This is a genomic window from Mariniplasma anaerobium, assembly GCF_016865445.1.
GTDB lineage: Bacteria > Bacillota_I > Bacilli_A > Acholeplasmatales > Acholeplasmataceae > Mariniplasma > Mariniplasma anaerobium.
On record NZ_AP024412.1, the window covers coordinates 352,477 to 378,442 of the forward strand.

The window sequence follows — 25,966 nt, forward strand, 5'->3', positions numbered from 1 at the left end:
TTATATAGGAATCTATGAACTTTTTTATTTTTCTTTAGTGTTGCACTTGTTATTATAAATTATCTGCAAAAAAAAAGACCACCGAAGTGGTCTTATATGAAAATGATCAATTAATTAAGCATTACCTTCTAAAATATCGATTAAATCACCAAACAATGCATCATAGTTTGCATCATATACGCCACCATTTTCAGATAACATATAACCGTTTAATTGACGTAAGTTGATTTCTCTAATTTCATCAATTCGTAGATTGTTTGCTGCATCAGTAAATACTGCATCTTCTAACAAGCTAAAGATTAATTCTCTTTGCATGTAAGTGCCTTGATAAACAGTAAGAACTGGATCTAAGTAATTTGTAATTGCTGTTTGTACATCAGTAGGAAGTTCAACACCTTCATCTGATAATGATCCAACTAGATAATATTCTATTTGAGAAGCAGATAGAGTATCTGTTAAAACATTATAAGCGTTAAGTGTTTCGTTATCAGCTAATACATAATCTCCATCAGTATCATTGACACCATCATACATAGCAGAAGTTGTTTCAGCAACCTTAGTTGCAAGAATTAAATGGAAACCAAAATCTGATTGTACTGATTCCATAGCTGCTTGATTAACTGCATTACTTGTAGTTACCCATGCATCATAGAAGTCAAGATAAGGGAATAGAGAATCATCATCATCCATAGCAGCTAATGTGTCATGAATAACCATTGCACGATCGTAAAAGACTTGGTCTAATACACTTGTACCTGTTACGAAATTAGATTTATTTGTAATTGCAGAAGAAATATTTTCGAATTTCAAATAAAAACCTAATTGACGATATTCAGCCCAAAGACTTTCTAATGTGTAATCATATGGTGGAGTTGTACTACCAATTTCTATACGACCTGAGTTGTTAAAATCAGTTGCAATTGCAGTTAAAGCTTCTGAGAAACCTTTGTACATACCAATTTGTGTATAGATTAAATCTACTAAGTCAACTAAACCATCTAAAACTTCTTGTTTAGCAACTGCATCTAATGTGTCTAAGTAATCTTGAGGATTATCTGGAGAACCATCACCATTTTGATCAAAATAAACTAATAAATGACTAACTGTAATTGATTCGAAGTTGTTATATTGTTTTTCAGCTAATGTTGCAAGACTTTGATAAATATTAGCATTTTCAAAATGAACTTCATAATCTTCTAAATATTGTTGTCTTAAGTCTGGATAAACATATAAGTTTTCAATTGCTTCATCATTTGAACTTGAACCAAATGCGATTAATAAGAAATCTTGTCTACCTAAACTAGCTGGATAACCAGAAGAAGCGAAATTATCTGCAGAAAATTGTGAAATGATATTTTCGAATTGTTCTGTATAATCATCCATATCTGCATCAGATACAGTATAATCTTCACTAGCCATTAAGAATTTGTTTGATAACATATCTAATGCAATGTTGATACCATAAGAAGATTCTAATTCAGAATAGAAATCATCAACTAATATTTCGATATCGCCCATTTTAGCTAATACATCACCAGTTTTATTAGAATCATCACCATCATAGCCATAGCTTTGTTCGTAGAATAATCTAACAACACCATCATAAATATCTAATGTTTCTTCTTCATACATTTCATTAACTTTAGTCGAAATGTATGTATCAGTTAATTTAGATTCAATAAGTTCATCTTTCATTTCAGCTTTAACAGCTAAAGCAGCTGTTGAGTCATCAAAGATTTCAGCATCACTGTTTTCAGGATCTTCAATTAAGATACCTTCTTCAGTTTCACTTTCATCATTTAACTTAAATACTAAGTAACGTGAGTCTCCAAAAGTTTGAATTCTTGAAGAATAAGGTTTTCCATCAGTAGTATCATCAGTATCTTCCATATCAGCTTCAGCGATTAACGTATCATAAATGTGACTTCTAAGGCTTGTATTGATTTCTGTTAAGTCGTCATAAGTATAAGTAGTAGTGTAATCATTGCCATCGCCAACAATAGAGATACCATCTGTATCTAGTTTGACAGGAGCTGCTGGGTTAAGTAAATTATATATTTCGATATATTTTGCTTTTACGCCATCAGGTAATAATTTAACATCTGAGAAACCATCGTTTCTATCAGTGTTGATAACATATGCTTTATAATAATCTTCATAATCATCAACTGTAATCATCTCACGAGATTCTCCATCAACACCTAATTTAGATGTGATATCTAAATCATCTAAGATTTCAGATACATAAGCATAATCCGGATTGTCTAAATCAACATATCCTGCGTTACCTTCTTTAATACGGATGTCAGGTAGTGCATACCAGAATCCTTTTGAATCAGGTTTTAGACCAACTTGATATAAAGCAGCGTTTGCTTCATTTAAGTTAATGAAACGTACAACTAGTGCGTCTACATCATATTGACCTTCTTTATTGTTCTTGTAATAAGTAACAATATTTTCATCTGAGATATAAGCATCACTTTCTTCATCTAAAACTTCAACTGCTAATAGTTCTTTAGCATATGCTCTTTGAGCAACTCTTAAAGCATAACGTTCTAGTAAGAAGTCTAATGTTTGATATCCAGTGAATGGATTATCTTCGGTTTGTGCTAAACCAAGAATTGCATCAATGACATCTTGAATAACAATACTGTTATCAAGTAAATAAACTGAGTCTGCATATTTTTCAATATTTCTAATATATAATTCAGGGTTATCATCATAAAGACCTTGTAAATCTTCTTTATCTGTAACACCATAAATAGCTGAATTTACTGTATCATCTAAGTATTCGATTAATGTTTCATCGCCAGCGATAAGATCAGCTTTAGCAGCAGTTATTTGTGTCTTAAATATTTCTTCATCTACCATAGTTGCCAAAGTAGCAGCACCTTGCATACGAAGTTGATCATATAATTCTTTTTCTGTTACCTTTAAATCTCCATATGTTAAGTAGACATCGTCGCTTGAGATACTACCATATGGTGTCTTTTCGCTACCGTTACATGCAGCTAATGTTAGAACACTTGCTACTACAAGCACAAGTAGTGCAAATCTTCTAAAACTTTTTAATTGATTCATTGTGTTCACTCCTTCAATTGTTTCATACAAGCAAGTATAATATAGCATTTTTTGGGGTGTAAATGCAACCACTTTCATTTTATTTTATAATATCACATATTTATATGTTATTATTATAGAAGGTGATACTGTGGAAATATACGTTTTAGCCAGTGGTTCAAAAGGAAATATGACCTACTTAAAAGTAGGGCATATTAAATTATTTGTTGATGCAGGCATAAGTTATAAAAGAATTAGAGAAAAAATGGAAGCTTATGATCAAGATTTATATGACGTAAAAAGCATATTAATTACGCATGAACACTCTGATCATGTGACGGGCTTAAGATTGTTGTTAAAAAATAAAATAATCGAAGATGTTTATCTTACATCTGGAACATATGAAGCATTAAGTGATGAGGTTAAAATCTTGATTAAAAATGTGCATATTATTAAGTCTGAAGACACCTTTGATGTCTTAGGATTGAAAGTTAGTACATTTATGGTTTCTCATGATGCAAACCAGCCAGTTGGATATGTTATTGAAGATGGTTCTAAAAAAGTGTGTTTTGTTAATGATACAGGTTATGTAGATCAAGTCTATTATGATTTGTTAAGTAATGCAGATTGTTATTTGTTAGAAGCCAATCATCATCCAACAAAACTAATGCAATCTCCAAGACCTTTTTTACTTAAAAAAAGGATTTTAGGAGAACGTGGTCATTTATCAAATGATGACGCAGCATGGCTTATAAACCGCTTTGTTAACAATAAAGATAGTAAGTGGATTGTTACTCATATTTCTGAAGATTGTAATTCAGTACTAGATATAGAAGAATCTATTGTTAAAGCATTTGATGACCCCACTAAAGTTGAGGTCTTTTATGCAACAAAAGATGGACTACCGGTGATAAAAATATGATAAAATTAATAGTAGTAGGTAAAATGAATCATAAGTATCTAAATGAAGGTATAAGTTATTATAAGAAACAACTACCGGTTGATCTTGATATCATTGAAGTTAAAGATGAAAAAAATATTGAAGGTATGAAGCTTGAAGGACAATATATCTTAAGTAAGATTAAAGAATCTGATGTAGTTGTTGTATTAGCTATTAATGGAAAGATCTTAGATAGTATTGGTTTTTCAAAAATGATTGAAGATGTCAACACATATCAACAAGGAGATTTGGTTTTTGTGATTGGGGGATCTTATGGTTTGAGTCCTGAAGTTTATCAGAGAGCAAACCAAAAGATATCATTTTCAAAAATGACATTTCCTCATCAATTGATGAGATTAATATTGGTAGAACAAATTTATCGTGGGTTCATGATTATGAAAAATCACCCATATCATAAGTAGGTGAATAATGTGTTTAAGAAAAAGTATATATTTTGGGATTTCAATGGGACAGTTTTAGATGATAAGAGATTATGTTATGACATCTTAAATCAAATGCTAGAAGAAAGTGGAAGAAAAAAAGTAACATTAAAAGATTATTTAATGATATTTGATTTTCCTGTGAAGAATTATTACGCAAAAGTATATGATTTAGAAGAAACACCATTTGAAGTATTATCAAAAAGGTTTATAGAATTATATCAACCAAGTAGTTATAATGAAAAATTGCATAAAGGTATTTTAGATTCTCTGTTTTATTATAAATCTATGGGAGTCAAAAATATATTGTTATCCGCATCAGAGAAAAAGAATTTAGATCAACAAATTAATCACTTTAGTATTGGTCATTATTTTGATGATGTCCTAGGGACAACTAATACCCATGGAGAATCTAAAATTGGTGTTGCTAAAGCTTATGTTGAAAAACATAAGATTAATCCAAAAGACGCAATCATCATTGGTGATACGCTTCATGATGCAGAGGTTGCGGAAAGTTTAGGCATGGATGTGATTTTATATACTAAAGGACATCAACACAAATCGAGATTGAAAAAATATAAAACCATTGATAACTTTTATGAGTTAAGTGAGATTATCAATAAAAAATAATGTAGTAAATCAAGTGAGGACTTTTATGTTTACAAGTGATGAATTTGATCGAATACAAAAAGAATTTAAAGTTAGACAGATCAGTCGAAAACAAAAGCTCATAAAAATATGGGGTTTCTTTTTAAGTATCATTATTATTGCGATTGTTTCGTTGATTGTTATATTTCCAAAACAATTTAGTAATGGTGATACAGTTTGGATCCTACCTACATATGGAGGTATTCTTCTTTTAGGAACTTTAACTGGTTTTCTCATTAGTTTAAAGTATGTTAGTGAAAAGCCTTTTTTTGAATATTTATACGATGTAATCATAGATAAAATCAATCAACATGAAGGCTTGTTTTTAAAATACACACCTTATGATAAAACAAGTAGAGATTTTAATAAAACGGGTGGGTTGTTCACACCATATGCGAATGTGAATGTAAAAAGACATATTGAAGGTATGACATCTGATCAACATGAATTTCATATTTATGATACGATGTTAACAACTTCGACTAATAATGGTCAACAAACTCATTTTGATGGCATCTACTTTGTATTAAATAAATCGACTCACACTATAGTTCAAGTTAGAACAAATGGTAAACCTAGAGTCAAGGGACATAAGTATGTTAAAGTTGATACACAAAGCGAATTAAATGTATTTAAAGAAGTAGATCATAATATAAGTAGCTTAGATTATAAATATCTAAACTTTATCGAAAAGTTAAGTCAAAATTTAGATATTAAAAGAGTATATTTCAGTTCAGTAGAGCATCAATTACATTTAGCCCTCTGGTATAAAAATCACCCTGGTAGAAAATTAAAAAATATTTCATATGAAACATTAAATAAATTAACTGAGTATTTCTTAAGTGAGTTTAAACTAATGGAAGATTTACTTGAGATTGATGAGTGATGATAAAAAATAAGGATGCGAATTTTCGCATCCTTTTATTTTATAGATAAATAAATATAATACCTATATAACTGTTTCCGTTTTTCTGAAGCTGATAACTAAAAGCTATATTTTCTCTATCAGGATTTTCAGCTAGTATAGATTCTATGTATGAAGCATAAATTGTTAATGTACCATCTTCAAATGTATAATCTGAAGTTTCTAGTAGATATCCACTAAGTTGAGCAAATGTTCCACCTAATAGATTAAATTCTAATTCAATGTCTTCTAAAGAAATATAGGTAAGAACATTTGGTGATAGAAGATGTGGATTTTCTGTTTCAATTACATTAATTGTAATCATGAAATATCCTGATGCTGTATATACTTCATATGTGTTAAGACCATAAGAAGGATAAAAGAAAATGTCTTTATCAAATGTTATTGAAGTAGAAGTATATGAGTATAAAGTGTCAGCTAATATTTCGTCATCAATTTTTATATACATTAGATCATCTAATTGATCAAAGTTGACAATAATTGTCTCAGAAGAACGTAGTTCATAAGTTAATGATTGATTCATATCAAGATGGATTAAACCATCAAATATATAAACATCAGACATATAGTCTTGAGATTCATAAATTGCATTTACTTTAATGTTTGAATCTTGATTTAAAACTACATAATCACTTATATCTATTGATGTCTCTTCAAAGGATGTTTTTAAAATATCATTTATGTATAGTTCATAAGTTGTAGGAATTGTTGATGTAAAAGATAATATATAATCATCAACTAATAAATCTGTCGGACTTTGATATAGTCTTGAAATGTCAAAATCATAGTCGATTGATTTTTTATATCCTTCTGGATATATGATAGTTATCCTAACTGTATAAGAACCATTGATAAGCTCGCTAATATCATATGAGGGAATTGATAAAGTATATAGAGTTTCATTTAATGTGACTTCATAACTTATAGCATCTTCAACCGCATCCCATTTGATGATTTCATCTTCAATGCGTATGTTAGAAGCAGTCTCATATTCAATTGGAGTTGAGCATCCTACAAGTATGAATAAAAGTATTGTAAGCATTATAATTCTTTTCAATTTCTCACCTCACTTAATTTAAGTAAAAGGCCTAAATAGGCCTTTTTCTTTAATTAGTTAATGTTTCATCATAAATCATTTGATAAAAATCAGGATAATCTATGAATGGATTTCTATTACCTTGAAATCCAAATATTGTATCATTTCTATGTGACTCGAAAGTATCTACAGGATCAAAGTCATGCCATGCAACTAATGTATCTAACATAGCCATTTGATAGACTTCTGGTGTACCATTAATTAGATTGTATATATCATACATAACTTCCATATAAAATAGGATTCTTGCGATATCGCCTTTTACTTCATCTCTAGGTGCATAAGACTCAGATGTTGTTGTGTTATCAAAGTATTTATTACCTCTTGATGAATTTGTACTAGGATTAGCAGGCTTTAAATTGTGTAAGTCAGAAGCAGCATTTGTACCACTAGCAGTAACTCCTAGTAGAGATTGTGGCCAAACGTGTTCTCTATTCCAAGTAGTTCCGCTATCCCATGTGCTATCAACTGATGTTCCTAGATAAACTAAGATAAGATTGTTTGAATTGTTAGGATCTACATCTGTAGCCGCTAACATTGTAGTAGCATCTTCGTAAGAAGTCATTGTTGTATTAGAGTTGATAATGGTTCTTAGAGATAGAAGTAAATCATTTCCGTAAAGGCCAACTGCTTGATCATAGTAAGAACTTAGTACTAATACTGTAACTTCTATAACTTCTATGCCGCCTGTACCATTTGATGCTTCATAAGTTTCAACATACGTACCAGGTATGCTTGTGTCTGCTTGATTTGAAAAGTTTTCATCTACAACTGTTTCGTATGATGAAAAGTCACTATAACCAGAGTAATCGATTGTATCCCCTACAGAAACTGAATACACTTCATAAAGTGGATCAGGATCTGGGTCTTCTATAGGGGGAGTTACTCCCCCACAGTGTGAGAACCTAAATAATCTGCTGTATCTGTTGCATAAGCAATCCATTCTATACTTGGATCAAAATCATTGCTACCATCAGAATCTCCATTTAGTATAGTTGCTTTTCTAACTAAGGTCATGTTTGCTGTAGATACTAAAGATGCTGTCCATGAACTGCCTGGATCAACACCAATCTTACCAATCACATCTACATTTGTTCCGCTTTTTGCTAATGCGATTGCATCATCTCCATTAAAATTTATAGCACTAACTGATGTTCCTAAATAGCCATCCGCAGTTTGAGCAGCAGTTGTTATGGCTTCAACAGAAGAAGTGTGGTAAATAACATATGTTTGACCGTGTAACAAATCAAAATCAGGTAAAGACAATTCATATGAAATTGTTGAACTACCATTATTATATTGTCTAATTGAATAATTTGCTAAATTAATTGTTGAACCGGTATTATTATATATTTCAAGTGCACGTGTAGTGCCACTACCTTCAATATATTCAGAGATAAACAAGTCATAAGAATAACCATTAGGTGTCCATCTCGCATATAAAGTAGTATCTTCTGAGACTATAGTTTCAAAACTGTATGGGACTAAAAAAGTAGTGTCATCGGTGAACCAACCACTAAAATAAAAGTCAGTTTTAGTAGGATCTGCAGGTTCAGTAGCTAATGAACCATTTACTATACTTTGATCAGCAACTGCGCTTCCACCATTTTCTATAAAATCAACAGTGTAATGCACTGGTTCAAGGATAGTCAAATTAATTATAACTTCAGTAGTATTTGAATCTGAATCAACTACACTGTAAGTAATTGTGTAATCTCCAAATAACAGTGAAGAGAAATCTATAGGTTGTGGAATAACATTATCTAGATTATCTTTTGCAATATAAGTGATTTCAGAAGTTAAGTCACCATCTTCTACATCAGATGCAGTCACATTAACCAAAGGATCATATGTATCGCCTTCAGTAATTGTATCATCAGAAGTGTTATTTATTACAGGAGAAAATCCTGTTACAGGACCATAAGAAACCCAGGATAAATTATCGATAACAGTTTGTTTTACGTCACCAATTAATTTTATAGTAAAAGTCCCCTCAGTATCAAGGTTGTTTACTTCGAATACAACAATATCACCAGTCGATTTTTCACTTGTAGCAACAAGTATGTCGTTTATAAATAGTTTCAATCCAGTATCTGTACTAAATGCTTTTCTGAAGTCTATTTTAAAATCAGATATTCCATTTGGAATAGTGGCTTCAAGACTAGCTGAACTTCCTGAAAGTGTAATTGATTTGCCATCAATAGTTTGAGCACCTGCAGAATTTGTATAATCCCAAATGACATTTGTGGTACTACTTGTGAAAGTTCCAGTATTGTAAGAAGTACTTGTTTCGGGATATTCATCGAAATTTTCAATAGTCCAATCCAAATAAATATTTGAATTTGAACTATAAACTTCAACTAATGCTAGACCAGTATCATAAATAACATAAGCTTTTGCGTTCATGTGTGAACCCGTAAGGAAACTAACCATAAACTCATTTGTAAGTGGGTTTAAGCTGTTTGCTTTTGCTATAGTCACGCCAGGTGTGTTTATCGTCAAATCTAATGTATTATCAGTGTGAATTAAAAAACCATATTCAACGATGTCATATGCTGCAGGTATGTAAAATTGTCCTAAATATGTATGATAACCATCCCTTATTTCTAAGTCAGGACTTAAAGTGACCAAAGCATTATCAATTAAAGGAACATTCAAATATACTTTAGTTATAACTCGATCATTTAACATTGTAAATGTATACTGTAAGCTTCTGCTTAAAACAACTCCATTTTCTTCCCAGTGACTAAAAGTATCAGCACCTTGTGTTGGAGCTGCGACTAATGTAGCAACTGCATTGTGTGCGTAAGTACCTTCTAGGGTTCCATCAACAGTTAAAGTATATGTATCTGCTGATGCAGACACATATTGAAGTGCAAATACACTATCATCTGTAATAACTAAACTAGTACTATTAGTAACCATGTTTTTCCATGCAGGATCTGCTATGGTTAATCCTGGTTTAGTTGGAAGATTAGTTGTTGGTGGAGTTCCAGTAAATCCATCTGCAAGATATTCAGTTGACAAGATTTTGCCATTTGAATCCATGTATACAACAACATTGGTTGCGTCTGGACTATAAAGACCAACTAAATTCATAGAAGAAGTGACATAAAATGTATTATTTTCTGGTAGATCTGCTCGAACTATACCATTTACTACCCAATATTTAAATGTATATCCAGCTAAACTAGCTGGTGTAGGTGTAATGGTACTACCATAAACTTGATCTAAAAGATCAGATTCAACTTCATTTCCTTCTTCAAAGATATAAGTAATTGATACATCAATGTTAGCTATTCCATCAGCTTTAAGATTAAGCGGTAAAAAAGGAATAATTAACCCTAATATAACAAAAAAAGTGAGAATCTTTTTCATATTCATCACTGCCCCCAAATTTCTTCATAGTATGTAGACCCTAATGCACTATCCGCAATACTATCTTCGATTTCAAATTCGATTACTTCAATTTCAGGTTTTACATAGATGTCTTTCTCAATCATAATATAACCTCCTGTTTTTTTAAATACAAGCTATTTGGGTAGCTTGTATTTTATATTGTTATTTATATTTTATCACAATTTAAGTTTATACTTCAAAATTATTTCAAAAAGATTTGAATAAATTTTTATTGTAATCCTAGATGTTCATATATGTCTTTTATTTCTTGTATATCTTTAGTCGCTGCATTAAGTTGAAAGACTCTTTTGAATGTATCTTTAGTTCTAAGGAGAAATAGTTTTAAAAGTCTAAAAATCCAAAAAAATGGAAGTAGTACAGGAACTTTTTTAAGTGTTTTATATTGACCTTTCATCGTTTTATAACTAGGAAAAGCAAGCGTCATAAAAAGATGGAATCTAGATCTGTTTTTTAAATCATTTGAAGCGATTCTTGCTTCAAACGCATTATATTTGTGACCTTTTCCATGGAGCCCTGATCTTGCGATAAAAATTATGATTTCATCATATGCCTCATCTGTTAATAAAGGATCAAATATAAAGTTATCTAAATCTTTAAAGTGATAGTATTTGATATTAAGATAAATGATTTGCGTGAAATACTTAGTCATTTGGCTTTGATCAAGTAAAAATATTAGTTTTTCTTTGTTTATGGTTTTTTTATAATGATTTAAATAAATTCCTATATCTAATACACTTCTTAGACCTATACCACCAGAATCTAAGTGTTTAGCTAGATGGTATAAAAGATATATGATTTCAAAAGCAGGTTCAAATCTATATTCATATGCATTTTTTTGATAAGCATAGTCCCATGGATTATTAAAAAGAGTTTCATATTTAGCATTGAAATCTTTATATAATTTTGGATGAATCTCAATGGTTAATTCTTTTCCAATGACAAAACTATCATGTTGTTCAGAAGCTTGTTTTAATAAGATGTCATGTTCTTTAAAGATTTGATGAACTTTTTTTAAGTTATCTGATTCAATTAAGATATCAATATCACCCATACCTCTAAGATATGTTTTGGGATAAAGGTGTTTTAAAATAGAACCTTTCATAAAGATATGTTTAATTTGGTTTTCATTTAATATATCATTGACTTTGTCTATATATACTAAGGCCTTTGTGTCATGTGCCACAAATGCATAGTAGTGTTTTTTTAAATGATTATAAAGATCTAATGAGATGAGTTCTTTATCGACAGATTCAAAAACAAATGGAATAAGTCCATTTTCTTTTGCAAGTGTAAAAAATAACTGTTCATCATGTATAGGTTTATTGTAGGTTTTTTGATTTATAACAGATGCTGTTATATCACATAATACATTAATCATTTGATCCATGATATGCCTACTTTCTTTTTATTAATTTTAATAATATACGTCTAAAGGGCTTAACACAATGCCAAACTTTAACTTTAAACATATATGCTTTATCATTACTATGAATTAGTTTATCTTTATATTCAAACATTGATACATAGCCTAAAACATTACTCTTATCAACAAGTTCAATTGTTTTTAGAGCATCTCCACAGGTTAAATAAAACTCACGGTCTACTTTAATAATTCTATGAAGTACAAATGCATCATTAACTTGATATAAAATCGCATCATATTTCTTATAAGCGTCTTTTCTTATTAAAGTGACCAGTGTTTCCTGATGTTTAAAAAAAGGAAGCATAGAAGTTCCTGAGATCTTAAATTTTACAGATTGATTATGCTCTAAAAGCTCTTTAATTAAAGGCATTAACTCCTTAGATAATACTTTGACTCCACTCATAATAAAATATTTTTAGATTCTAATACTGTTAAAAAGTCTTTTACATCTCTTAGGGCATCTTCTTCACTGATGTCATAATTTTCTTTGAGAAGAAGGATAAGATCTTCAATTTCTTGTTCTTCAAGTAAGGCTTCAAACAATAATTTAGCAGTTTTGTTTAATCTAAGCATGCCATTAAAATTGATGGCTTCGTTACCGATAGGTACGACAACATATTGGTTTGCGACATCCTTTAATATATAGCCTTCTTTAATTCTCATGAGTTCACCTTCTTAAAAAGTTTTTGATATAAGTAATCAACTGCAGTTACATCTTTTGTGACTTGATAGTTATACATAGGTATATCTTTAATTAATCTATCAATTTGCGATAAAAGTATGAAGTAAGTTTTTTGATCTTTAGGTTTTTGTGTATTTTTTAAGACTTCTTTTAATGCATCTTTTTCATCTAACAAAGTGATTTGATTGATTCGACTTTGTTTAATAAATAGTATTGTTTTTAAAGGTATAGAAACATTCATGTTTTCACTTGTTTTTCCACTAAAAGGAGAACCTTGAACATAAAACTTTTCATCTTTTATAAATAATAAAGGTTTATCATCATTTATAATTGAAATATTTTGATCGAATGTTTGCCATAATTTAGATTGCGTAGATTTACCGGTTGTGGAAGGTGCGGAAAATAAAATAGCTTGATTTTGGTAATTGATTGCTGATGCATGAATTGGAATAAATCCAGCCATAATTGCCATCTCTAAGAAAATAACTCCTGATAGAACGTATTCTTGAGTAGGTAGGTCATCAACATATATCGGATTGAGTCGAATAATTGCACGTTTTAATTTCTTATCAAAAACAATTTGTTGGCTAAAAATATTCTCTTTAATATCATGATAGACAGTGATAACTTCTATATCATCTGAAATAAAGTGATATCTGTTATTACGAATAATCCAATCAAAATCAAACGTTTCAAAAGTAGAAGTGAGTTCTACTAATAATTCAAAAGTATAGGGTTGATCTTTTGCTTCATATTGTTTTATAGATTCATTAAAATAATCATCAAAGTGATACTCATATTTTATAATCATATCGCCAATTCGTAGAATAGATATCATAGTTATACCCTCTTATCCTTTTGATTTAATTATATCACGGTTTTTTTAAGTTAAAAGTTTGTGTGAAAAAATAGATAAAAAATGATAGAATAATGATAGGTGATATGCTTGAAAAATAAAGAAGCAATTAAATGGTTGAAAATAAATCACAAATATTTAAAATATCCGCTAATCGGTTTATCTCTGATTAGCTTAATTTTAAGTTTGCTTGCGATTTTTTTTGCTTATTATTCCAAAGATGTTATTAATGCGGCATTAGATGATAATAGATCTAGATTTATTTTTTTTGCAATATTGATTTCATCGCTTTTATTACTCAATTTAATATTAACTGCTTTAAATAATTATTTAACGGCATATTATAAAGGTATTGTTAGTAAAAAGTTAAAGAACAAATATTTTTCTCAATTATTAAAAACTAAACAAAAAGATATCAATAAAGAGCACTCTGGAGTGCTATTAACGTATCTGGATTCAGATATTGATATCATTTCTCTTCAAGTTGTAGATATCATTCCTAGACTTATCTTTTATGTAGCTAGATTTGTAGGAGCGTTTATTCTTTTATTTGCGATTGATGAAGCATTTGCCCTTATCTTTTTAGCTTTAGGCCTATGTTTAATTATAGGAAGTAGACTAATCACTAAACTTATTAAGCATAGACATCATCAATTACAAATTTCTCTAGCAGATTCTAGAAGTTTCATGCAAGAATCTATTGAAAACATAGAAGTAATCAAAAGCTTTCAAGCAGAAGAGAATATCAGTCAAAAAAATGAAGTGAAACAAAAGCATTTATTTAAAACAAGATTAAGAAAAGAGAAAGTCTCGATATTTACATCTACAGGACTCTCTTTATTTTTCTCATTTGGATATGCATTTTCAATTATATTTGGTGCATACCAACTACAGTTTGGATTAAGTGTTGGAGCGTTGCTTGCGATGATCCAATTGGTTCAACATATCCAATCACCTTTTAATGGGCTTTCAAAAATGATTCCAAGATATTCTGAATTAATTGCATCTACAGAAAGATTAATGATTTTGGATCAATATGAAATAGAAGAATCATATAAACCAATTGAAGAGACCTTTGATTATATTGATATTAAACATTTATCATTTTCTTATGATAAAGACATTATTATCAAAGACTTAAATTTAAAAATTAATCATGATGATTATATTCATATTCTTGGACCTTCAGGTAAAGGTAAATCAACGTTATTTAAACTTTTATTAAATCTTTTAGATATAAAAGATGGAGAAATCAAGCTAACAACTAATCAAAATACATATCAAGTTTCAAATCAAACGAGATCTTTGATGAGCTATGTTCCCCAAAACTTTTTGATTTTATCGGGAACCATTAGGGATAATCTTAATTTATTTAAAGTTTATACAGATGAGCAAATTTATGAAGCCTTAGAAATAGCTGAAATAAAATCTTTTGTTCAAGCATTACCTTTAAAACTTGATACATTTTTAAAAGAAAAAGGTGCTGGTCTATCTATCGGTCAAATCCAAAGATTAGCAATTGCTAGAGCATTATTAAAGGATGCACCTATCTTATTATTAGATGAAATCACATCAGCATTGGATCAAGATACAGAAACCATAATATTAAAGAATATAAAAGCATTAACTAAAAAAACTGTTATAATTAGTTCACATAGAAGAATCGAATCTGATATTATTACAAAAACTGTTGAGTTATAATATGTATTATTAGCATAAAATATGATATTATAAAATAAAAAAGGAGTCACAAAATAATGAAGAATAAAGCAGGAAGTTTTTTTAAAGGCTTTAAAGAATTTATTACAAAAGGTAATATTTTAGATTTAGCGATCGCATTTATTATAGGTACTGCATTTAAAGCAATTATTACTTCTTTAGTTAATGATATTATTATGCCACTTATTAACACACTTACAGGTGAATCAAATTTTAATGACTTAATATGGATTGTGAGTGGATCAGAAATTCGCTATGGCTCATTTATTCAACAAATTGTTGAATTTATCATTATTGCATTTAGTATATATGCTGCAATAACTTTAGTTATTAGAAGAAAAGAGTTTAACGAACGTATTGCAAAAGAAAATGCACCATTAGTTGAAGAAGAAATAAAAGTTGTTGTTCCTGAAGATATTAAATTATTAACAGAAATTAGGGATCAATTAAAAGAACTACAAAAGAAGTAAAAGGAGATTATTATGAAGAAAGTTGCAATTTTAACATGTAGTAATGCTGGACTAGATTATCTTGATTATCCAAAGGATATTCGCATCCTAAGATCAATGATCCATTTTGGAGCAGATGAAAGTTATAATGATTTTATAGATATGGACGCAAAAACATTTTATAATCGCATTAAGGGAAATCCAAATGATATTCCTAAAACATCATATGTTTCTATAGGTACAATGATTCAAAACTTTGAAGAACTAGAAAAAGAAGGATATGAAGAAGCTTTAGTGATTGTAATTTCTTCTGAATTAAGTGGACTTTATGATGCAGTTGTAAGAACAGCTAGTGAAGTTAACATAAAAGTAACAGCATTTGATTCTAAAACATTAGCATATAGCGAAGCATATATGGTTTTAGAAGCTCATCGTTTAGCTGAAGAAGGTAAAAATGTTGAACAAATCTTACCTTATTTAGAAAAGATTAGAGATAATGATAAAGTCTTTTTCGCAGTTGATACCTTATTATATCTTGTTAAAAACGGTAGATTATCAAAACTTTCAGGTACGCTTGGAACAATGTTACAGTTAAAACCTTTGTTAGTACTTGGAGATAATGGTAAAGTTGAAACTTTAGAGAAAATAAGAACAACTCGTAAAGCACATGTAAGAGTATTAGAAAAATATGTTGAAGAAACAACAGGAAAAAATGTGATAACTTTTATTTCACATGCACATGCTGATGAATATGTTAAATGGTTTGTTGCTGAAATTAAAAAGGTTTTCCCAGAAAGAGAAGTTGTTGTTGCATATTTAACACCAGTTGTTGGTGCACATACTGGACCAAATGGTATAGGTGTGGGATATATAAAATTAGATAATTAATAAAAAAAGTGGTTAGGATATCCTAATCACTTTTCTATATATAAATAGTTAATTTAATTATTCTTGTGTTTGTTTATTGTTTTTTAAAGACAGTGAAAAATAAAGAATGAAAAATACGGGTATAGGAATTATGAAAAATAACCATGTTTTTGCAATTGAAAGTGAAAAAAATGATACAAGAGATATACTAAATGCTAATAATTCTGCAAAAAGGATAATTAATTTGTTTTTCTTAGAAAAAATTGCAAAGAGTAAGAAAGAAATACATATTAAAGGAATACTATAAATAAATACAAGCCATATATAATCTTTTTGTGGATATATAAGCGTGAGTACAACAAACACTATAATAGCAATGAATAATATAGCTGATCCAGAAAGTAGAGCCAATTTTAAATTGAAAATGGTTTGTTTTTTTGCCTCTATGACATGAACTTCAGGGACATTTTTATTATAAGCGTGTTTACTTATCAATTGATCGACTGTTATATTAAAGATTTTAGAGATCTCTTTTAAAGTAACCACATCAGGTAAAGATTCTCCTCTTTCCCATTTAGAGATTGCTTTATCAGAGTAATGTAATTTCTCAGCTAAGTCTAATTGAGTTAACCCTAAGGTTTTTCGATAGTGTATTAAATTTTCTGCGAATATTTCTTTTATTTTTTCCATAACAATATTATATCACGGACTAATCAATTAAAACATACAAATTCTACTATCAGTAGAGTTTAATTTTTGAATTCTACTGAAAGGATAACCTCTGTAGAGAATCTTAAATTAGAGTAGAGCATGAAAAATAGATTATTGATTTATAATCATAGGTGAAGGAAGTGATTTTATGAGAACTGTCGTTTTTGGAGATTCAATTGCTAAAGGAATTGTCACTATAAAAGGAAAATTGGAAACAGTTGAAGATAATGCAGTTAAACTTGTTTCAAAATATTATGGTCAAGAAATAGATAATGTCTCATTATATGGACAAACATTAAAAAGAATATACGATAAAAAAATTGTTGATAAATATCTTAAATCTACAGGCCAAGCAGATCAAGTATATGCAGTGTTTGCTTTAGGTGGAAATGACTCTGATTATGATTGGGAAATGGTATCAAAAAATCCTTATATTAAACATAATCCCAAAACGCCTTTAAAAGATTTTGAAAGAATGCTTATCGATATGATAGAAACTCTTACCTCTAAAGGTATAAAAGTAGTTTTAACAACAATTATTTCTTTGAATTCTCAATCATATTTTGATAATGTCATTTCTAAAATGGGGGATCCAAAAAATATGATGATCTTTTTAGAGCATGATGTTGAAAATATATCAAGACATCAAGAAATGTATAGCCAAGCAATAGTAAGATGCGCAACGAAAACAAATTGTATATTACTTGATTTAAGAGAGAAAATGAAGTCTTTAAAAGATATTCAACCATATATGTGTAGTGATGGTGTTCATCCAAATGAGAAAGGTTATTATTATTTAGCACAATCTGCAATTCAAGAAATTAATCAGTATGATTTGCTTAATACTTGGAGAAAGACTCCTGTAATGACTCATATCGCAAATGTATAACTGTATATGAGATAAATATTAAAAAGCACATTGAGAGTTAAATCTCAATGTGCTCTTTTTATGAAATTAAATGATATATTTAAGCGTTTTCGATAACTGCAACCATTGGAATAAGTAAGAACGCTATCCAAGATATTTCAAACAAATGAAAGAAATAACCTAAAGAAAAGAATATAATAACTGCAATAAAAGGCATAAAAGGTGTTAGCTTTCTACTATTATCAAATAAATAAATTGAAGCCATAGGAATGAATAAGAATGCCATCCATGCATAAGCCCAACCATTTGCAAAAATACCTAATAAAACAAATGTTAGTGTTGATAATATAATAACAGATAGAAGTGCAAGTCCATTTTTTCTTTTTGAAAGGTCTTTCCAATTAAAGAATTCAACGGTTATATTTCCGTAAACTATACCAACTATTATCGGAAGAATAAATCCAAGTGCACCTAAATTGAAATTATCTTGCATATATCCCATATATAAATAAAATGCAACTGCGATAAGAAGAGAACCTATAGACAATATTTTTTGAAGCCCGTTTTTTATTTCAAACATTCCTAGTAATGGAATAATCAAGAAAATTAGCCATGTTGGAATCCATACTTTAGTATATGTTCCAACTGTTATAAAAAATATAAGTGCTAAAAATGGAGATAAAGCTATAAGTTTTTCTTTTTTGCCTGTATTCAAAATGATTGCAGACATTGGAATGATAAGAAACACCAACCAAGTCGGATGATAAACGTTTGAAGATAATCCAATGACCATAAATAAGATGACCGCAATAAATGGTGTTAGCGCAATAAACTTATTACGATATTGTTTTTTTCTTTTTATAGTTAATGTATCTCTTAATTCACTAATTACGTGATCAGGATTGCCTAATAATTGATAAACTTCATCATCAGTTAACCCTCTATCTAATGCATCATCATACATTTGACTATAGTCTAGAATGACATCATCGATATCACTTTGATTTACTTCATAGTTTTGTAAAATCTCTTTTAATTCATTTATATACGATTCTTTACGCATTTGTTTTTCCTCCTACGATTTGGAATACACCATTTAAAAATGTTTTCCATTCATTAAGTGATTGGTCAAGTTTTTGTGAGCCTTGATCAGTGATTTTGTAGTATTTCCTTGGGGCACCTAAATTTGTTTGTTTCTGATATGTCGAAAATAGATTTTGAGTAGTAAGTCTTCTAAGTATTGGATAGACTGTGTTTTCATTTACATCTATATCTTTAGCCAGTCGTTCAATGACTTCAAAACCATACATGTCTTTTTCATTAATAACATATAAAATACACATCTCTAGAATACCTTTTTTAAATTGAGTATTCATCATTAGCCTCCTTTATTGTGTGATACACACTACTAATATATCATAGGTAGTGTGTAAAACACAATACTAAAATGAAAAAAATGTTTTTTTTCGCTTTATCTTGTCTTTTTAAAATTATTGTGATACTATATCAACAAATAGATGAGGTGTTTAGTCTATGTTAAAAATAAAAAAGGTTGTCTATTATTATTCATATTGATATAAGGGTTGTCTATAACAAGGCATTCCTTTTTGTGGATTTTAAAGGAACAGCCAAATCATGATTTAAAAATCATCCTTGGGGTTCCTTAGGGATTTTTTATTTTTTAAGGACTAAAAACAAGAAAGGGACAAAAAACTATGATTATTAAAATGAAAAAAGAGGCTACAAAAAAGCAATATAAAAAATTAGAGGAATTCTTAGAAAGTAAAAATTTAGAGATCAGAGATGTTAGTTCTAAACTGATTCATATTTTTGGGATCATAGGAGATACGTCATCCTTTGAACCTGAAGATCTATATGCTTTCGAAGGTGTTGATGAGGTAACAAGGGTCTCGACGCCATTTAAAAAAGCATCGAGAAGTTTTAAAAAAGAAAATACAGTTATTAAGTTTAAAAACGGAATTGAGATAGGAAGTCATCAGTTTGTGATGATGTCTGGTCCTTGTTCTGTAGAATCAGAAGAGCAGATGAGAACAATCGCAAAAACAGTAAAAGAATCTGGTGCACACATCTTAAGAGGTGGTGCATATAAACCAAGAACTTCACCTTATGCATTTCAGGGATTAAAAGAAGAAGGATTAAAGATCTTAAGAAAAGTTGGCGATGAGTTTGACTTATTGGTTGTTACTGAAATACCAAGTGCTGATCTACTTCCTTTATTTGAAAAATATGTAGATATCATTCAAGTTGGTGCAAGAAACATGCAAAACTTTGAATTGATGAAGGCTTTAGGTAAGTCAACAAAACCAATTTTATTAAAAAGAGGCTTATCTGCAACCATTGAAGAATGGTTAATGAGTGCTGAATATATTATGAATGGTGGAAATGAACAAATTATCATGTGTGAAAGAGGGATTAGAACTTTTGAAAAATACACAAGAAACACACTTGATATATCTGCAGTACTTTCTATAAAAGAGTTGTCACATTTACCAGTTATTATTGATCCTTCACATGCAGCAGGTCGCTGGTCTATGATTGAAAAATTATCTCTAGCAAGTTTAGCTGTTGGAGCTGATGGTTTAATAGTTGAAGTTCATAATAATCCTGAACATGCTTTAAGTGATGGCGCTCAATCTTTAAAACCTAAAAAATATTTACATATGGTAGATAAATTAAAAGAATTATCAACACTTTTAGGGAAAGATTTTAGATGAAAATATTTATCGTTGGACTGGGTTTAATTGGCGCATCATATGCACAAGGATTAAAAAAAGCAGGACATGAAATTTATGCATCAAATCGAACTGAAGCAGTCGTTGAACAAGCTATAAAAGAAAAGATAGTAGAAAAAGATAATGATATGTCGTATTTATCAAAAGTAGATCTAATTATTTTAGGATTGTATCCTAAACACAACATAGAATTCTTATCAAAACACAAACATCTATTGAAAAAAGGACAAATCATCACAGATGTTAGTGGAACAAAAGCCTGGATGACTAAAGAAATAGAAGCCCTTATTCCAGATGGTGTAAGCTATACATCACATCATCCAATGGCTGGTAAAGAATCATCAGGATACGCTTCTAAAGATTATAAAATCTTTAAGGATGCTAATTTTATCATTGTTAAAGGTCAAAAATCAGGACCTAAAGATGAAAAAATCTTAAAAAATATCGCAAGTGACTTGAAATTTGGTAAAATAACCATAACAGATGCACAAACACATGACGAACTTATAGCATTTACTTCACAGTTAACACATGTGATTGCGGTAAGTTTAGTTCATAGTGATCATTTAAAAGAAACACCTCAAGCGACAGGTGATTCATATCGTGATCTAACACGTATTGCTAAAATCAATGAAGTTATGTGGACCGAATTGTTTTTAGAAAATAAAGAAGCATTATTAAAAAAGATTAATGATTTTGAAAAAGAACTAGATCAATTAAAAAAACATATAGAAACAAATGATAAAGAATCTATTCAAGAGTATTTAAAAAGTGCTAAAGAAAAGAGGAAAGTATTTGATGAAACTTAAAATGTCTGATTATGAAATCATAGTAGAAAAAAATTCAATAAGAGGTCTATCAAAACACATCAAGTCTTTTTATACATATGATGATCTTTTCATTGTCACTGATGAAAATGTTGATGAATTATATCATGATTTTATTAAAAGCGTTTTAAACGAATTTCATTTACACATCGTTGTAATTAAAGCTGGTGAACAATCAAAAACTATTGCAACATACTTAGACGTAATTAGTCAATTAATGGATAAAGGTATTAAAAGAAATCATTTAATACTTGCACTTGGTGGAGGTGTTGTTGGAGATCTAACAGGATTTGTAGCAGCTACACTATATAGAGGACTTCCATATATCCAAATACCTACAACCTTATTATCTCAAGTCGATAGTTCCATAGGATCTAAGGTAGGTATTGATCTTCCAAAAGGAAAGAATTTAGTAGGAGCTTTTTATCATCCGAAGTTAGTAATCATTGATCCAGTATTTCTAGATACATTGAGTAAAAGAGAGTATAATCAAGGTGTAGCTGAAATGATTAAAGCAGGATTAATTGCTAACAAAGAACTGTTTAACTTTTTTAAAGATACAAAAAGAGTTACAACAAAAGAAATCTTAATGGCTATAGAAGTTAAAAGAACTGTGGTCTTAAAAGATCCATTTGATCAGAAAGAAAGAATGCTTCTAAATTTCGGTCATACATTTGGACACGCGATTGAAAAGAAATTTAAATATCAAACATATAAACATGGGGAAGCCATTAGTTATGGTATGTTGATAGCACTTGAAATTGGCATTAAAAAGGGATTAACACCAAAACATCTTTATGAATCTATAAGACACACTTTAGAGATGAATGGATTGATTAAAAAGCCTTATTTTAAAATTGAAGATTTAAAAGAAGACATAAAAACAGATAAGAAATTTACTGCTGAAGCATTTCATTTCATCTGTTTATCAGATATTGGTCAAGGCGTTGTAACACAAATTAAGGTAGGTGAATTATAAATGAAAGTCACAATAAAACCATCAAAATTAAATGGAACTGTTAAAGTTGTTAGTTCTAAATCGCTATCACATAGATATGTCATAGCAGCTGGTCTTGCTAAAGGTACTTCAGTTGTATCTAATGTTTTAGATTCTAATGATTTATCAGCAACCAAAAAAGCATTGGAAGGATTGAATGTTACTTTTGAAGATGAAAAAGTTATTTCATCGGGATATAAATTAATCAGCGATACAGTTGATTGTATTGAATCTGGATCAACATTAAGATTTATGATTCCTATTTATATGCTACAAAAAGAAAAAGTTATTTTCAAAGGATCCGGTGGATTGATTGATCGTCCATTAAATGTGTATGAAAATATTTTTACAGATAAAGGACTAGGATTTCACCATCTTGAAAAAGATCATTATCTTCCATTAGAAATTGAAGGTAAATTAGAAGGTGGACATTATAAAGTAAGAGGAGATATAAGCAGTCAGTTTGTATCTGGTCTTTTATTTGCACTTCCTTTAGCTAAAAAAGATTCTATTATTGAAATTACTACACCACTTTCATCTAAAGGATATGTAGATATGACTTTAGATACTTTAACTAAATTTGGTATTCAATATGAATATGTTGATAATCGTATCTTTATCCCAGGTAAACAAAAATATGAACCTAGAGTTTTAGATGTCGAAGGTGACTTTTCACAAGGTGCTTTTTGGATGGTTGCAGGAACGATTAATCAACATAAACTTCCATTATTTTTAAGAAATTTAGATCCTTTAAGTAAACAAGGGGATCGTAAGATTGCAGATATTATCTCAAAAATGGGTGGATATATATATTTCCAAAAAGATTTAAAACAATTTGTTGTTTATCCAAGACAAACAAAAGGTGGTTTAATTATCGATATTGATCCAATTCCAGATCTGGGTCCTATTCTTATGGTCTTAGCAGCACTTAGTGAAGGTGAAACTCACTTTATTAATTGCCATAGATTAAAGATAAAAGAATCAGATCGCCTAAATGCTATGTATGAAGTTTTAACTAAATTCGGAGTTGAAATGAAAATTACTGATGATGAAGCTTGGATTACAGGTCAAACTTCTTTAAAAGGCAATCTAGAATTTAGTTCTTATAATGATCATAGAATTGCTATGGCAATTGCCATTGCTAGTTTAAGAGCTGATGGAGATGTTACAATCACTGATAGTCAAGCTGTAGAAAAGAGCTATCCAAATTTCTTTGAAGTATTTAAAGAACTTGGAGGACTTGTTGATGAAATTGATTGAACTTAGAACACAAATTAGTAAAATTGATGAAGACATGATGAATCTGTTTTTAAAACGCATGGAAGTATCAAGACTTATTGGCTTATATAAAAAAGAACACCATTTACCTGTTTTTGATGAGAGAAGAGAAATAGAGCTTATTGAAAAACAAAAAGCCTTATTAAATAATAAGGAAATGTGGCCGTTTTATAAATCTTTCTTAAAAGAAGTTATGCAAGTTTCTAAGGAGTATCAAAAGAAATGAAGAGATTTGGGCTGATTGGTCATCAAATAAGTTATTCTAAATCTCCAAATATTCATAGCTTTATGAGTAAACAATTAAACATTGAATTTACCTATGACCTTTTAGATATTAGTCAATCCAATTTAGACATGTTAATTAAACAACTCAAAAATGGACTTTATGATGGATATAATGTTACTAAACCATATAAAGAAGTTATCATGAATTATATGGATGAACTAACAGATGAAGCAAGACGTATAGGTGCTGTTAATACTGTTTATGTAAAGCACAATAAAATTGTAGGAGATAATACAGATTATCAAGGTTTTAAAGGATTAATCAAAAAAAATAAAATTAAAGTTAAAGACAAACGCATATATATTTTGGGTACAGGAGGTGCAGCCAAAGCTGCATATCATGTATTAAAAGATCTAGAAGCGATACCTAAATTTGTCACAAGAGATGCACTAAAGGTAAATCAAGAGACAATTATGTATAAAGATATAGATCTTAAAGATGTAGATATTTATGTTCAAGCAACACCTGTTGGAACATATCCTTATCACAAACAAAGTATTATTGATAAAACTCTAGTTAAAAACAAATATGTCATTGATTTAGTATATCGACCTGTTCAAACAAAGATTTTAACCTATGCAAAAAATGGAGTTAATGGAGTTGATATGTTAATGATTCAAGCACTAGAGAGTTTATCTATTTGGCTAGATCAAGAAATTAAATTAACACCGACGCTTTACAAAAAATTGAAGGATGTGATCATCAATGAATAGTTATGGACATTTATTTAAAATCACCTTATATGGTGAATCTCATCAAGATGCAATAGGAGCTGTACTTGATGGACTTCCTGCAGGTACCAAAATTGATGAAGAGCTTATTAAATCAGATTTAGAAAAAAGAAAACCTAAACAAATTGGAACTACAACAAGAAAAGAAGATGACAAAGTTAGAATCACTAGTGGCGTCTTTAACGGATATGCTACGGGTTCTCCAATTCATATTATGATTGAAAATAGAAATGTAATTTCTAAAGATTATCAACATCTAAAAACACATCCTAGACCAGGACATGCTGATTTTGTTAGTCAAGTTAAATATAAAGGATTTCAAGATTATAGAGGTGGCGGCAGATTTTCAGGAAGATTAACAGCAGCATTGGTTGCTGCTGGTAGTATTGCTAAAATGGCTATCCCTTTTAAAATCAAACATGAACTCGTTCAAGTGGGTTCTTTAAAAGACATGAGTCGATTAGATGAGTATTTACTTGAAGTCATTGAAAAAGGTGAGTCTGTTGGGGGTATTATTAAGATTACCGTATCTGACATGATTGTAGGTATGGGTGAACCGTTTTTTAATAAACTTGATTCAGAATTAGCACAATTACTGTTCTCTGTTCCTGCTGTTAAAGGTGTAGAATTCGGATTGGGATTCAGTGGAGTTGAATATTTTGGTTCTCAATTTAACGATGTTCTTTTAGATAATAAAGGTATAACAAAGACTAATCACGCAGGTGGTATGACAGGTGGTATATCAAATGGTAATGATTTAACTATCAATGTTTTTGTTAAACCAACATCAAGTATCAAGAAAAAACAAGATACCTTAAACTTAGAAACAAATAAAGTTGAACCACTAGAGATTAATGGTAGACATGATGCAGCAATTGTAAGAAGAGTTGGTATTGTTTTAGAAAACATGGTAGCAATAGGTCTTCTGAATCAATATTTAATGTATAAAACGTATCAATAAATAATAAAAAAAGGATTCGTCCTTTTTTT

Annotated in this window: 26 protein-coding genes; 15 read left to right on the forward strand and 11 right to left on the reverse strand. The window is 29.7% G+C overall.

The features are described 5' to 3' along the window. Nucleotides 1-114 precede the first annotated feature (114 nt). Nucleotides 115-3,081 carry a hypothetical protein gene (locus MPAN_RS01830; protein WP_176240052.1) on the reverse strand — a complete coding sequence of 989 codons (2,967 nt, stop codon included), beginning with the start codon at nt 3,079-3,081 and terminating at the stop codon, nt 115-117. A gap of 130 nt (nt 3,082-3,211) precedes the next feature. On the opposite strand from MPAN_RS01830, the gene MPAN_RS01835 reads away from it, so the two are divergent. From MPAN_RS01835 to MPAN_RS01850, 4 genes are read left to right on the forward strand one after another with little or no spacing between them, the layout of a single operon-like run. After that, nucleotides 3,212-3,982 carry an MBL fold metallo-hydrolase gene (locus MPAN_RS01835; RefSeq protein WP_176240051.1) on the forward strand — a complete coding sequence of 257 codons (771 nt, stop codon included), beginning with the start codon at nt 3,212-3,214 and terminating at the stop codon, nt 3,980-3,982. Beyond that, the gene (locus MPAN_RS01840) at nt 3,979-4,422 is read left to right on the forward strand and encodes a 23S rRNA (pseudouridine(1915)-N(3))-methyltransferase RlmH (protein WP_176240050.1); all 444 of its coding nucleotides are present in this window, start codon (nt 3,979-3,981) and stop codon (nt 4,420-4,422) included. Before MPAN_RS01835 ends, MPAN_RS01840 begins: the two co-directional genes overlap by 4 nt. 9 nt (nt 4,423-4,431) lie before the next feature. After that, complete coding sequence (locus tag MPAN_RS01845) at nt 4,432-5,070, forward strand: HAD family hydrolase (protein WP_176240049.1); 639 nt, start codon at nt 4,432-4,434, stop codon at nt 5,068-5,070. Between the two features lie 25 nt (nt 5,071-5,095). Next, nucleotides 5,096-5,974, forward strand: a complete 879-nt coding sequence (locus MPAN_RS01850) for a hypothetical protein (RefSeq protein WP_176240048.1) — start codon at nt 5,096-5,098, stop codon at nt 5,972-5,974. 40 nt (nt 5,975-6,014) lie between these two features. On the opposite strand, the gene MPAN_RS01855 is transcribed toward MPAN_RS01850, so the two are convergent. From MPAN_RS01855 to MPAN_RS01885, 7 genes are all read right to left on the reverse strand, one after another. Further along, nucleotides 6,015-7,070, reverse strand: a complete 1,056-nt coding sequence (locus MPAN_RS01855) for a hypothetical protein (protein WP_176240047.1) — start codon at nt 7,068-7,070, stop codon at nt 6,015-6,017. Between the two features lie 49 nt (nt 7,071-7,119). Continuing rightward, nucleotides 7,120-7,950, reverse strand: coding sequence for an endonuclease I family protein (locus MPAN_RS01860; RefSeq protein ID WP_176240046.1), 831 nt, complete (start codon nt 7,948-7,950; stop codon nt 7,120-7,122). Between the two features lie 41 nt (nt 7,951-7,991). Continuing rightward, nucleotides 7,992-10,487: an InlB B-repeat-containing protein gene (locus MPAN_RS01865; protein WP_176240045.1), complete on the reverse strand. Its 2,496-nt coding sequence runs from the start codon at nt 10,485-10,487 to the stop codon at nt 7,992-7,994. Nucleotides 10,488-10,737: 250 nt separating this feature from the next. After that, nucleotides 10,738-11,916, reverse strand: a complete 1,179-nt coding sequence (locus tag MPAN_RS01870; protein WP_176240044.1) for a nucleotidyltransferase domain-containing protein — start codon at nt 11,914-11,916, stop codon at nt 10,738-10,740. Between the two features lie 7 nt (nt 11,917-11,923). Continuing rightward, the gene (locus tag MPAN_RS01875) at nt 11,924-12,322 is read right to left on the reverse strand and encodes a hypothetical protein (RefSeq protein ID WP_176240043.1); all 399 of its coding nucleotides are present in this window, start codon (nt 12,320-12,322) and stop codon (nt 11,924-11,926) included. Nucleotides 12,323-12,351: 29 nt separating this feature from the next. After that, complete coding sequence (locus tag MPAN_RS01880; protein ID WP_176240042.1) at nt 12,352-12,615, reverse strand: PqqD family protein; 264 nt, start codon at nt 12,613-12,615, stop codon at nt 12,352-12,354. Further along, complete coding sequence (locus MPAN_RS01885; RefSeq protein WP_176240041.1) at nt 12,612-13,472, reverse strand: hypothetical protein; 861 nt, start codon at nt 13,470-13,472, stop codon at nt 12,612-12,614. The genes MPAN_RS01880 and MPAN_RS01885 overlap by 4 nt, the downstream gene beginning before the upstream one ends. A 108-nt stretch (nt 13,473-13,580) precedes the next feature. Here MPAN_RS01885 and MPAN_RS01890 point away from each other — a divergent pair, with 108 nt between their 5' ends. Genes MPAN_RS01890 through MPAN_RS01900 form a run of 3 tightly spaced genes read left to right on the forward strand, consistent with a single transcriptional unit; the run spans nt 13,581 to nt 16,546 of the window. After that, nucleotides 13,581-15,191 carry an ABC transporter ATP-binding protein gene (locus MPAN_RS01890; RefSeq protein WP_176240040.1) on the forward strand — a complete coding sequence of 537 codons (1,611 nt, stop codon included), beginning with the start codon at nt 13,581-13,583 and terminating at the stop codon, nt 15,189-15,191. 56 nt (nt 15,192-15,247) lie between these two features. Beyond that, on the forward strand, nt 15,248-15,679 hold the full coding sequence (mscL, locus tag MPAN_RS01895) for a large conductance mechanosensitive channel protein MscL (protein WP_176240039.1): 432 nt from the start codon (nt 15,248-15,250) through the stop codon (nt 15,677-15,679). 12 nt (nt 15,680-15,691) lie between these two features. After that, the gene (locus MPAN_RS01900; RefSeq protein WP_176240038.1) at nt 15,692-16,546 is read left to right on the forward strand and encodes a DegV family protein; all 855 of its coding nucleotides are present in this window, start codon (nt 15,692-15,694) and stop codon (nt 16,544-16,546) included. Nucleotides 16,547-16,603: 57 nt separating this feature from the next. Here the strand turns inward: MPAN_RS01900 and MPAN_RS01905 are convergent, their stop codons facing one another. Continuing rightward, nucleotides 16,604-17,215, reverse strand: coding sequence for a helix-turn-helix domain-containing protein (locus MPAN_RS01905; RefSeq protein ID WP_176240037.1), 612 nt, complete (start codon nt 17,213-17,215; stop codon nt 16,604-16,606). A gap of 169 nt (nt 17,216-17,384) precedes the next feature. On the opposite strand from MPAN_RS01905, the gene MPAN_RS01910 reads away from it, so the two are divergent. Further along, on the forward strand, nt 17,385-18,125 hold the full coding sequence (locus MPAN_RS01910) for an SGNH/GDSL hydrolase family protein (RefSeq protein WP_176240036.1): 741 nt from the start codon (nt 17,385-17,387) through the stop codon (nt 18,123-18,125). 79 nt (nt 18,126-18,204) lie between these two features. Here the strand turns inward: MPAN_RS01910 and MPAN_RS01915 are convergent, their stop codons facing one another. Together MPAN_RS01915 and MPAN_RS01920 are read right to left on the reverse strand one after the other, a co-directional pair. Beyond that, nucleotides 18,205-19,167: an HAAS signaling domain-containing protein gene (locus MPAN_RS01915; RefSeq protein ID WP_176240035.1), complete on the reverse strand. Its 963-nt coding sequence runs from the start codon at nt 19,165-19,167 to the stop codon at nt 18,205-18,207. Then, on the reverse strand, nt 19,160-19,480 hold the full coding sequence (locus MPAN_RS01920) for a PadR family transcriptional regulator (RefSeq protein ID WP_176240034.1): 321 nt from the start codon (nt 19,478-19,480) through the stop codon (nt 19,160-19,162). Before MPAN_RS01920 ends, MPAN_RS01915 begins: the two co-directional genes overlap by 8 nt. Nucleotides 19,481-19,819: 339 nt before the next feature. Here MPAN_RS01920 and aroF point away from each other — a divergent pair, with 339 nt between their 5' ends. From aroF to MPAN_RS01955, 7 genes are read left to right on the forward strand one after another with little or no spacing between them, the layout of a single operon-like run. Then, complete coding sequence (gene aroF, locus MPAN_RS01925) at nt 19,820-20,839, forward strand: 3-deoxy-7-phosphoheptulonate synthase (protein WP_176240033.1); 1,020 nt, start codon at nt 19,820-19,822, stop codon at nt 20,837-20,839. After that, nucleotides 20,836-21,666 (forward strand): prephenate dehydrogenase, encoded by an 831-nt coding sequence (locus MPAN_RS01930; protein ID WP_176240032.1) that lies wholly within the window; start codon nt 20,836-20,838, stop codon nt 21,664-21,666. The genes aroF and MPAN_RS01930 overlap by 4 nt, the downstream gene beginning before the upstream one ends. Beyond that, complete coding sequence (gene aroB / locus MPAN_RS01935; protein ID WP_176240031.1) at nt 21,656-22,663, forward strand: 3-dehydroquinate synthase; 1,008 nt, start codon at nt 21,656-21,658, stop codon at nt 22,661-22,663. The genes MPAN_RS01930 and aroB overlap by 11 nt, the downstream gene beginning before the upstream one ends. Continuing rightward, nucleotides 22,664-23,941 (forward strand): 3-phosphoshikimate 1-carboxyvinyltransferase, encoded by a 1,278-nt coding sequence (gene aroA, locus MPAN_RS01940; protein WP_176240030.1) that lies wholly within the window; start codon nt 22,664-22,666, stop codon nt 23,939-23,941. Continuing rightward, a complete protein-coding gene (locus MPAN_RS01945) occupies nt 23,928-24,185 on the forward strand; it encodes a chorismate mutase (RefSeq protein ID WP_176240029.1) in 258 nt (85 codons plus the stop codon). Before aroA ends, MPAN_RS01945 begins: the two co-directional genes overlap by 14 nt. Beyond that, entirely contained in the window at nt 24,182-24,958 is a 777-nt protein-coding gene (locus MPAN_RS01950) for a shikimate dehydrogenase family protein (RefSeq protein ID WP_176240028.1), read from the forward strand. The genes MPAN_RS01945 and MPAN_RS01950 overlap by 4 nt, the downstream gene beginning before the upstream one ends. Further along, nucleotides 24,951-25,937 carry a chorismate synthase gene (locus MPAN_RS01955; protein WP_176240027.1) on the forward strand — a complete coding sequence of 329 codons (987 nt, stop codon included), beginning with the start codon at nt 24,951-24,953 and terminating at the stop codon, nt 25,935-25,937. Before MPAN_RS01950 ends, MPAN_RS01955 begins: the two co-directional genes overlap by 8 nt. Nucleotides 25,938-25,966 lie beyond the last annotated feature (29 nt).

Bases quoted from the DNA above. Each gene is read 5' to 3' on its own strand.
- MPAN_RS01830 (WP_176240052.1), bottom strand. From the start codon at position 3,081: ATGAATCAATTAAAAAGTTTTAGAAGATTTGCACTACTTGTGCTTGTA.
- MPAN_RS01840 (WP_176240050.1), top strand. From the start codon at position 3,979: ATGATAAAATTAATAGTAGTAGGTAAAATGAATCATAAGTATCTAAAT.
- MPAN_RS01850 (WP_176240048.1), top strand. From the start codon at position 5,096: ATGTTTACAAGTGATGAATTTGATCGAATACAAAAAGAATTTAAAGTT.
- MPAN_RS01865 (WP_176240045.1), bottom strand. From the start codon at position 10,487: ATGAAAAAGATTCTCACTTTTTTTGTTATATTAGGGTTAATTATTCCT.
- MPAN_RS01870 (WP_176240044.1), bottom strand. From the start codon at position 11,916: ATGGATCAAATGATTAATGTATTATGTGATATAACAGCATCTGTTATA.
- MPAN_RS01875 (WP_176240043.1), bottom strand. From the start codon at position 12,322: ATGCCTTTAATTAAAGAGCTTTTAGAGCATAATCAATCTGTAAAATTT.
- MPAN_RS01880 (WP_176240042.1), bottom strand. From the start codon at position 12,615: ATGAGAATTAAAGAAGGCTATATATTAAAGGATGTCGCAAACCAATAT.
- MPAN_RS01885 (WP_176240041.1), bottom strand. From the start codon at position 13,472: ATGATATCTATTCTACGAATTGGCGATATGATTATAAAATATGAGTAT.
- mscL (WP_176240039.1), top strand. From the start codon at position 15,248: ATGAAGAATAAAGCAGGAAGTTTTTTTAAAGGCTTTAAAGAATTTATT.
- MPAN_RS01900 (WP_176240038.1), top strand. From the start codon at position 15,692: ATGAAGAAAGTTGCAATTTTAACATGTAGTAATGCTGGACTAGATTAT.
- MPAN_RS01905 (WP_176240037.1), bottom strand. From the start codon at position 17,215: ATGGAAAAAATAAAAGAAATATTCGCAGAAAATTTAATACACTATCGA.
- MPAN_RS01910 (WP_176240036.1), top strand. From the start codon at position 17,385: ATGAGAACTGTCGTTTTTGGAGATTCAATTGCTAAAGGAATTGTCACT.
- MPAN_RS01915 (WP_176240035.1), bottom strand. From the start codon at position 19,167: ATGCGTAAAGAATCGTATATAAATGAATTAAAAGAGATTTTACAAAAC.
- MPAN_RS01920 (WP_176240034.1), bottom strand. From the start codon at position 19,480: ATGAATACTCAATTTAAAAAAGGTATTCTAGAGATGTGTATTTTATAT.
- aroF (WP_176240033.1), top strand. From the start codon at position 19,820: ATGATTATTAAAATGAAAAAAGAGGCTACAAAAAAGCAATATAAAAAA.
- MPAN_RS01930 (WP_176240032.1), top strand. From the start codon at position 20,836: ATGAAAATATTTATCGTTGGACTGGGTTTAATTGGCGCATCATATGCA.
- aroB (WP_176240031.1), top strand. From the start codon at position 21,656: ATGAAACTTAAAATGTCTGATTATGAAATCATAGTAGAAAAAAATTCA.
- aroA (WP_176240030.1), top strand. From the start codon at position 22,664: ATGAAAGTCACAATAAAACCATCAAAATTAAATGGAACTGTTAAAGTT.
- MPAN_RS01945 (WP_176240029.1), top strand. From the start codon at position 23,928: ATGAAATTGATTGAACTTAGAACACAAATTAGTAAAATTGATGAAGAC.
- MPAN_RS01950 (WP_176240028.1), top strand. From the start codon at position 24,182: ATGAAGAGATTTGGGCTGATTGGTCATCAAATAAGTTATTCTAAATCT.
- MPAN_RS01955 (WP_176240027.1), top strand. From the start codon at position 24,951: ATGAATAGTTATGGACATTTATTTAAAATCACCTTATATGGTGAATCT.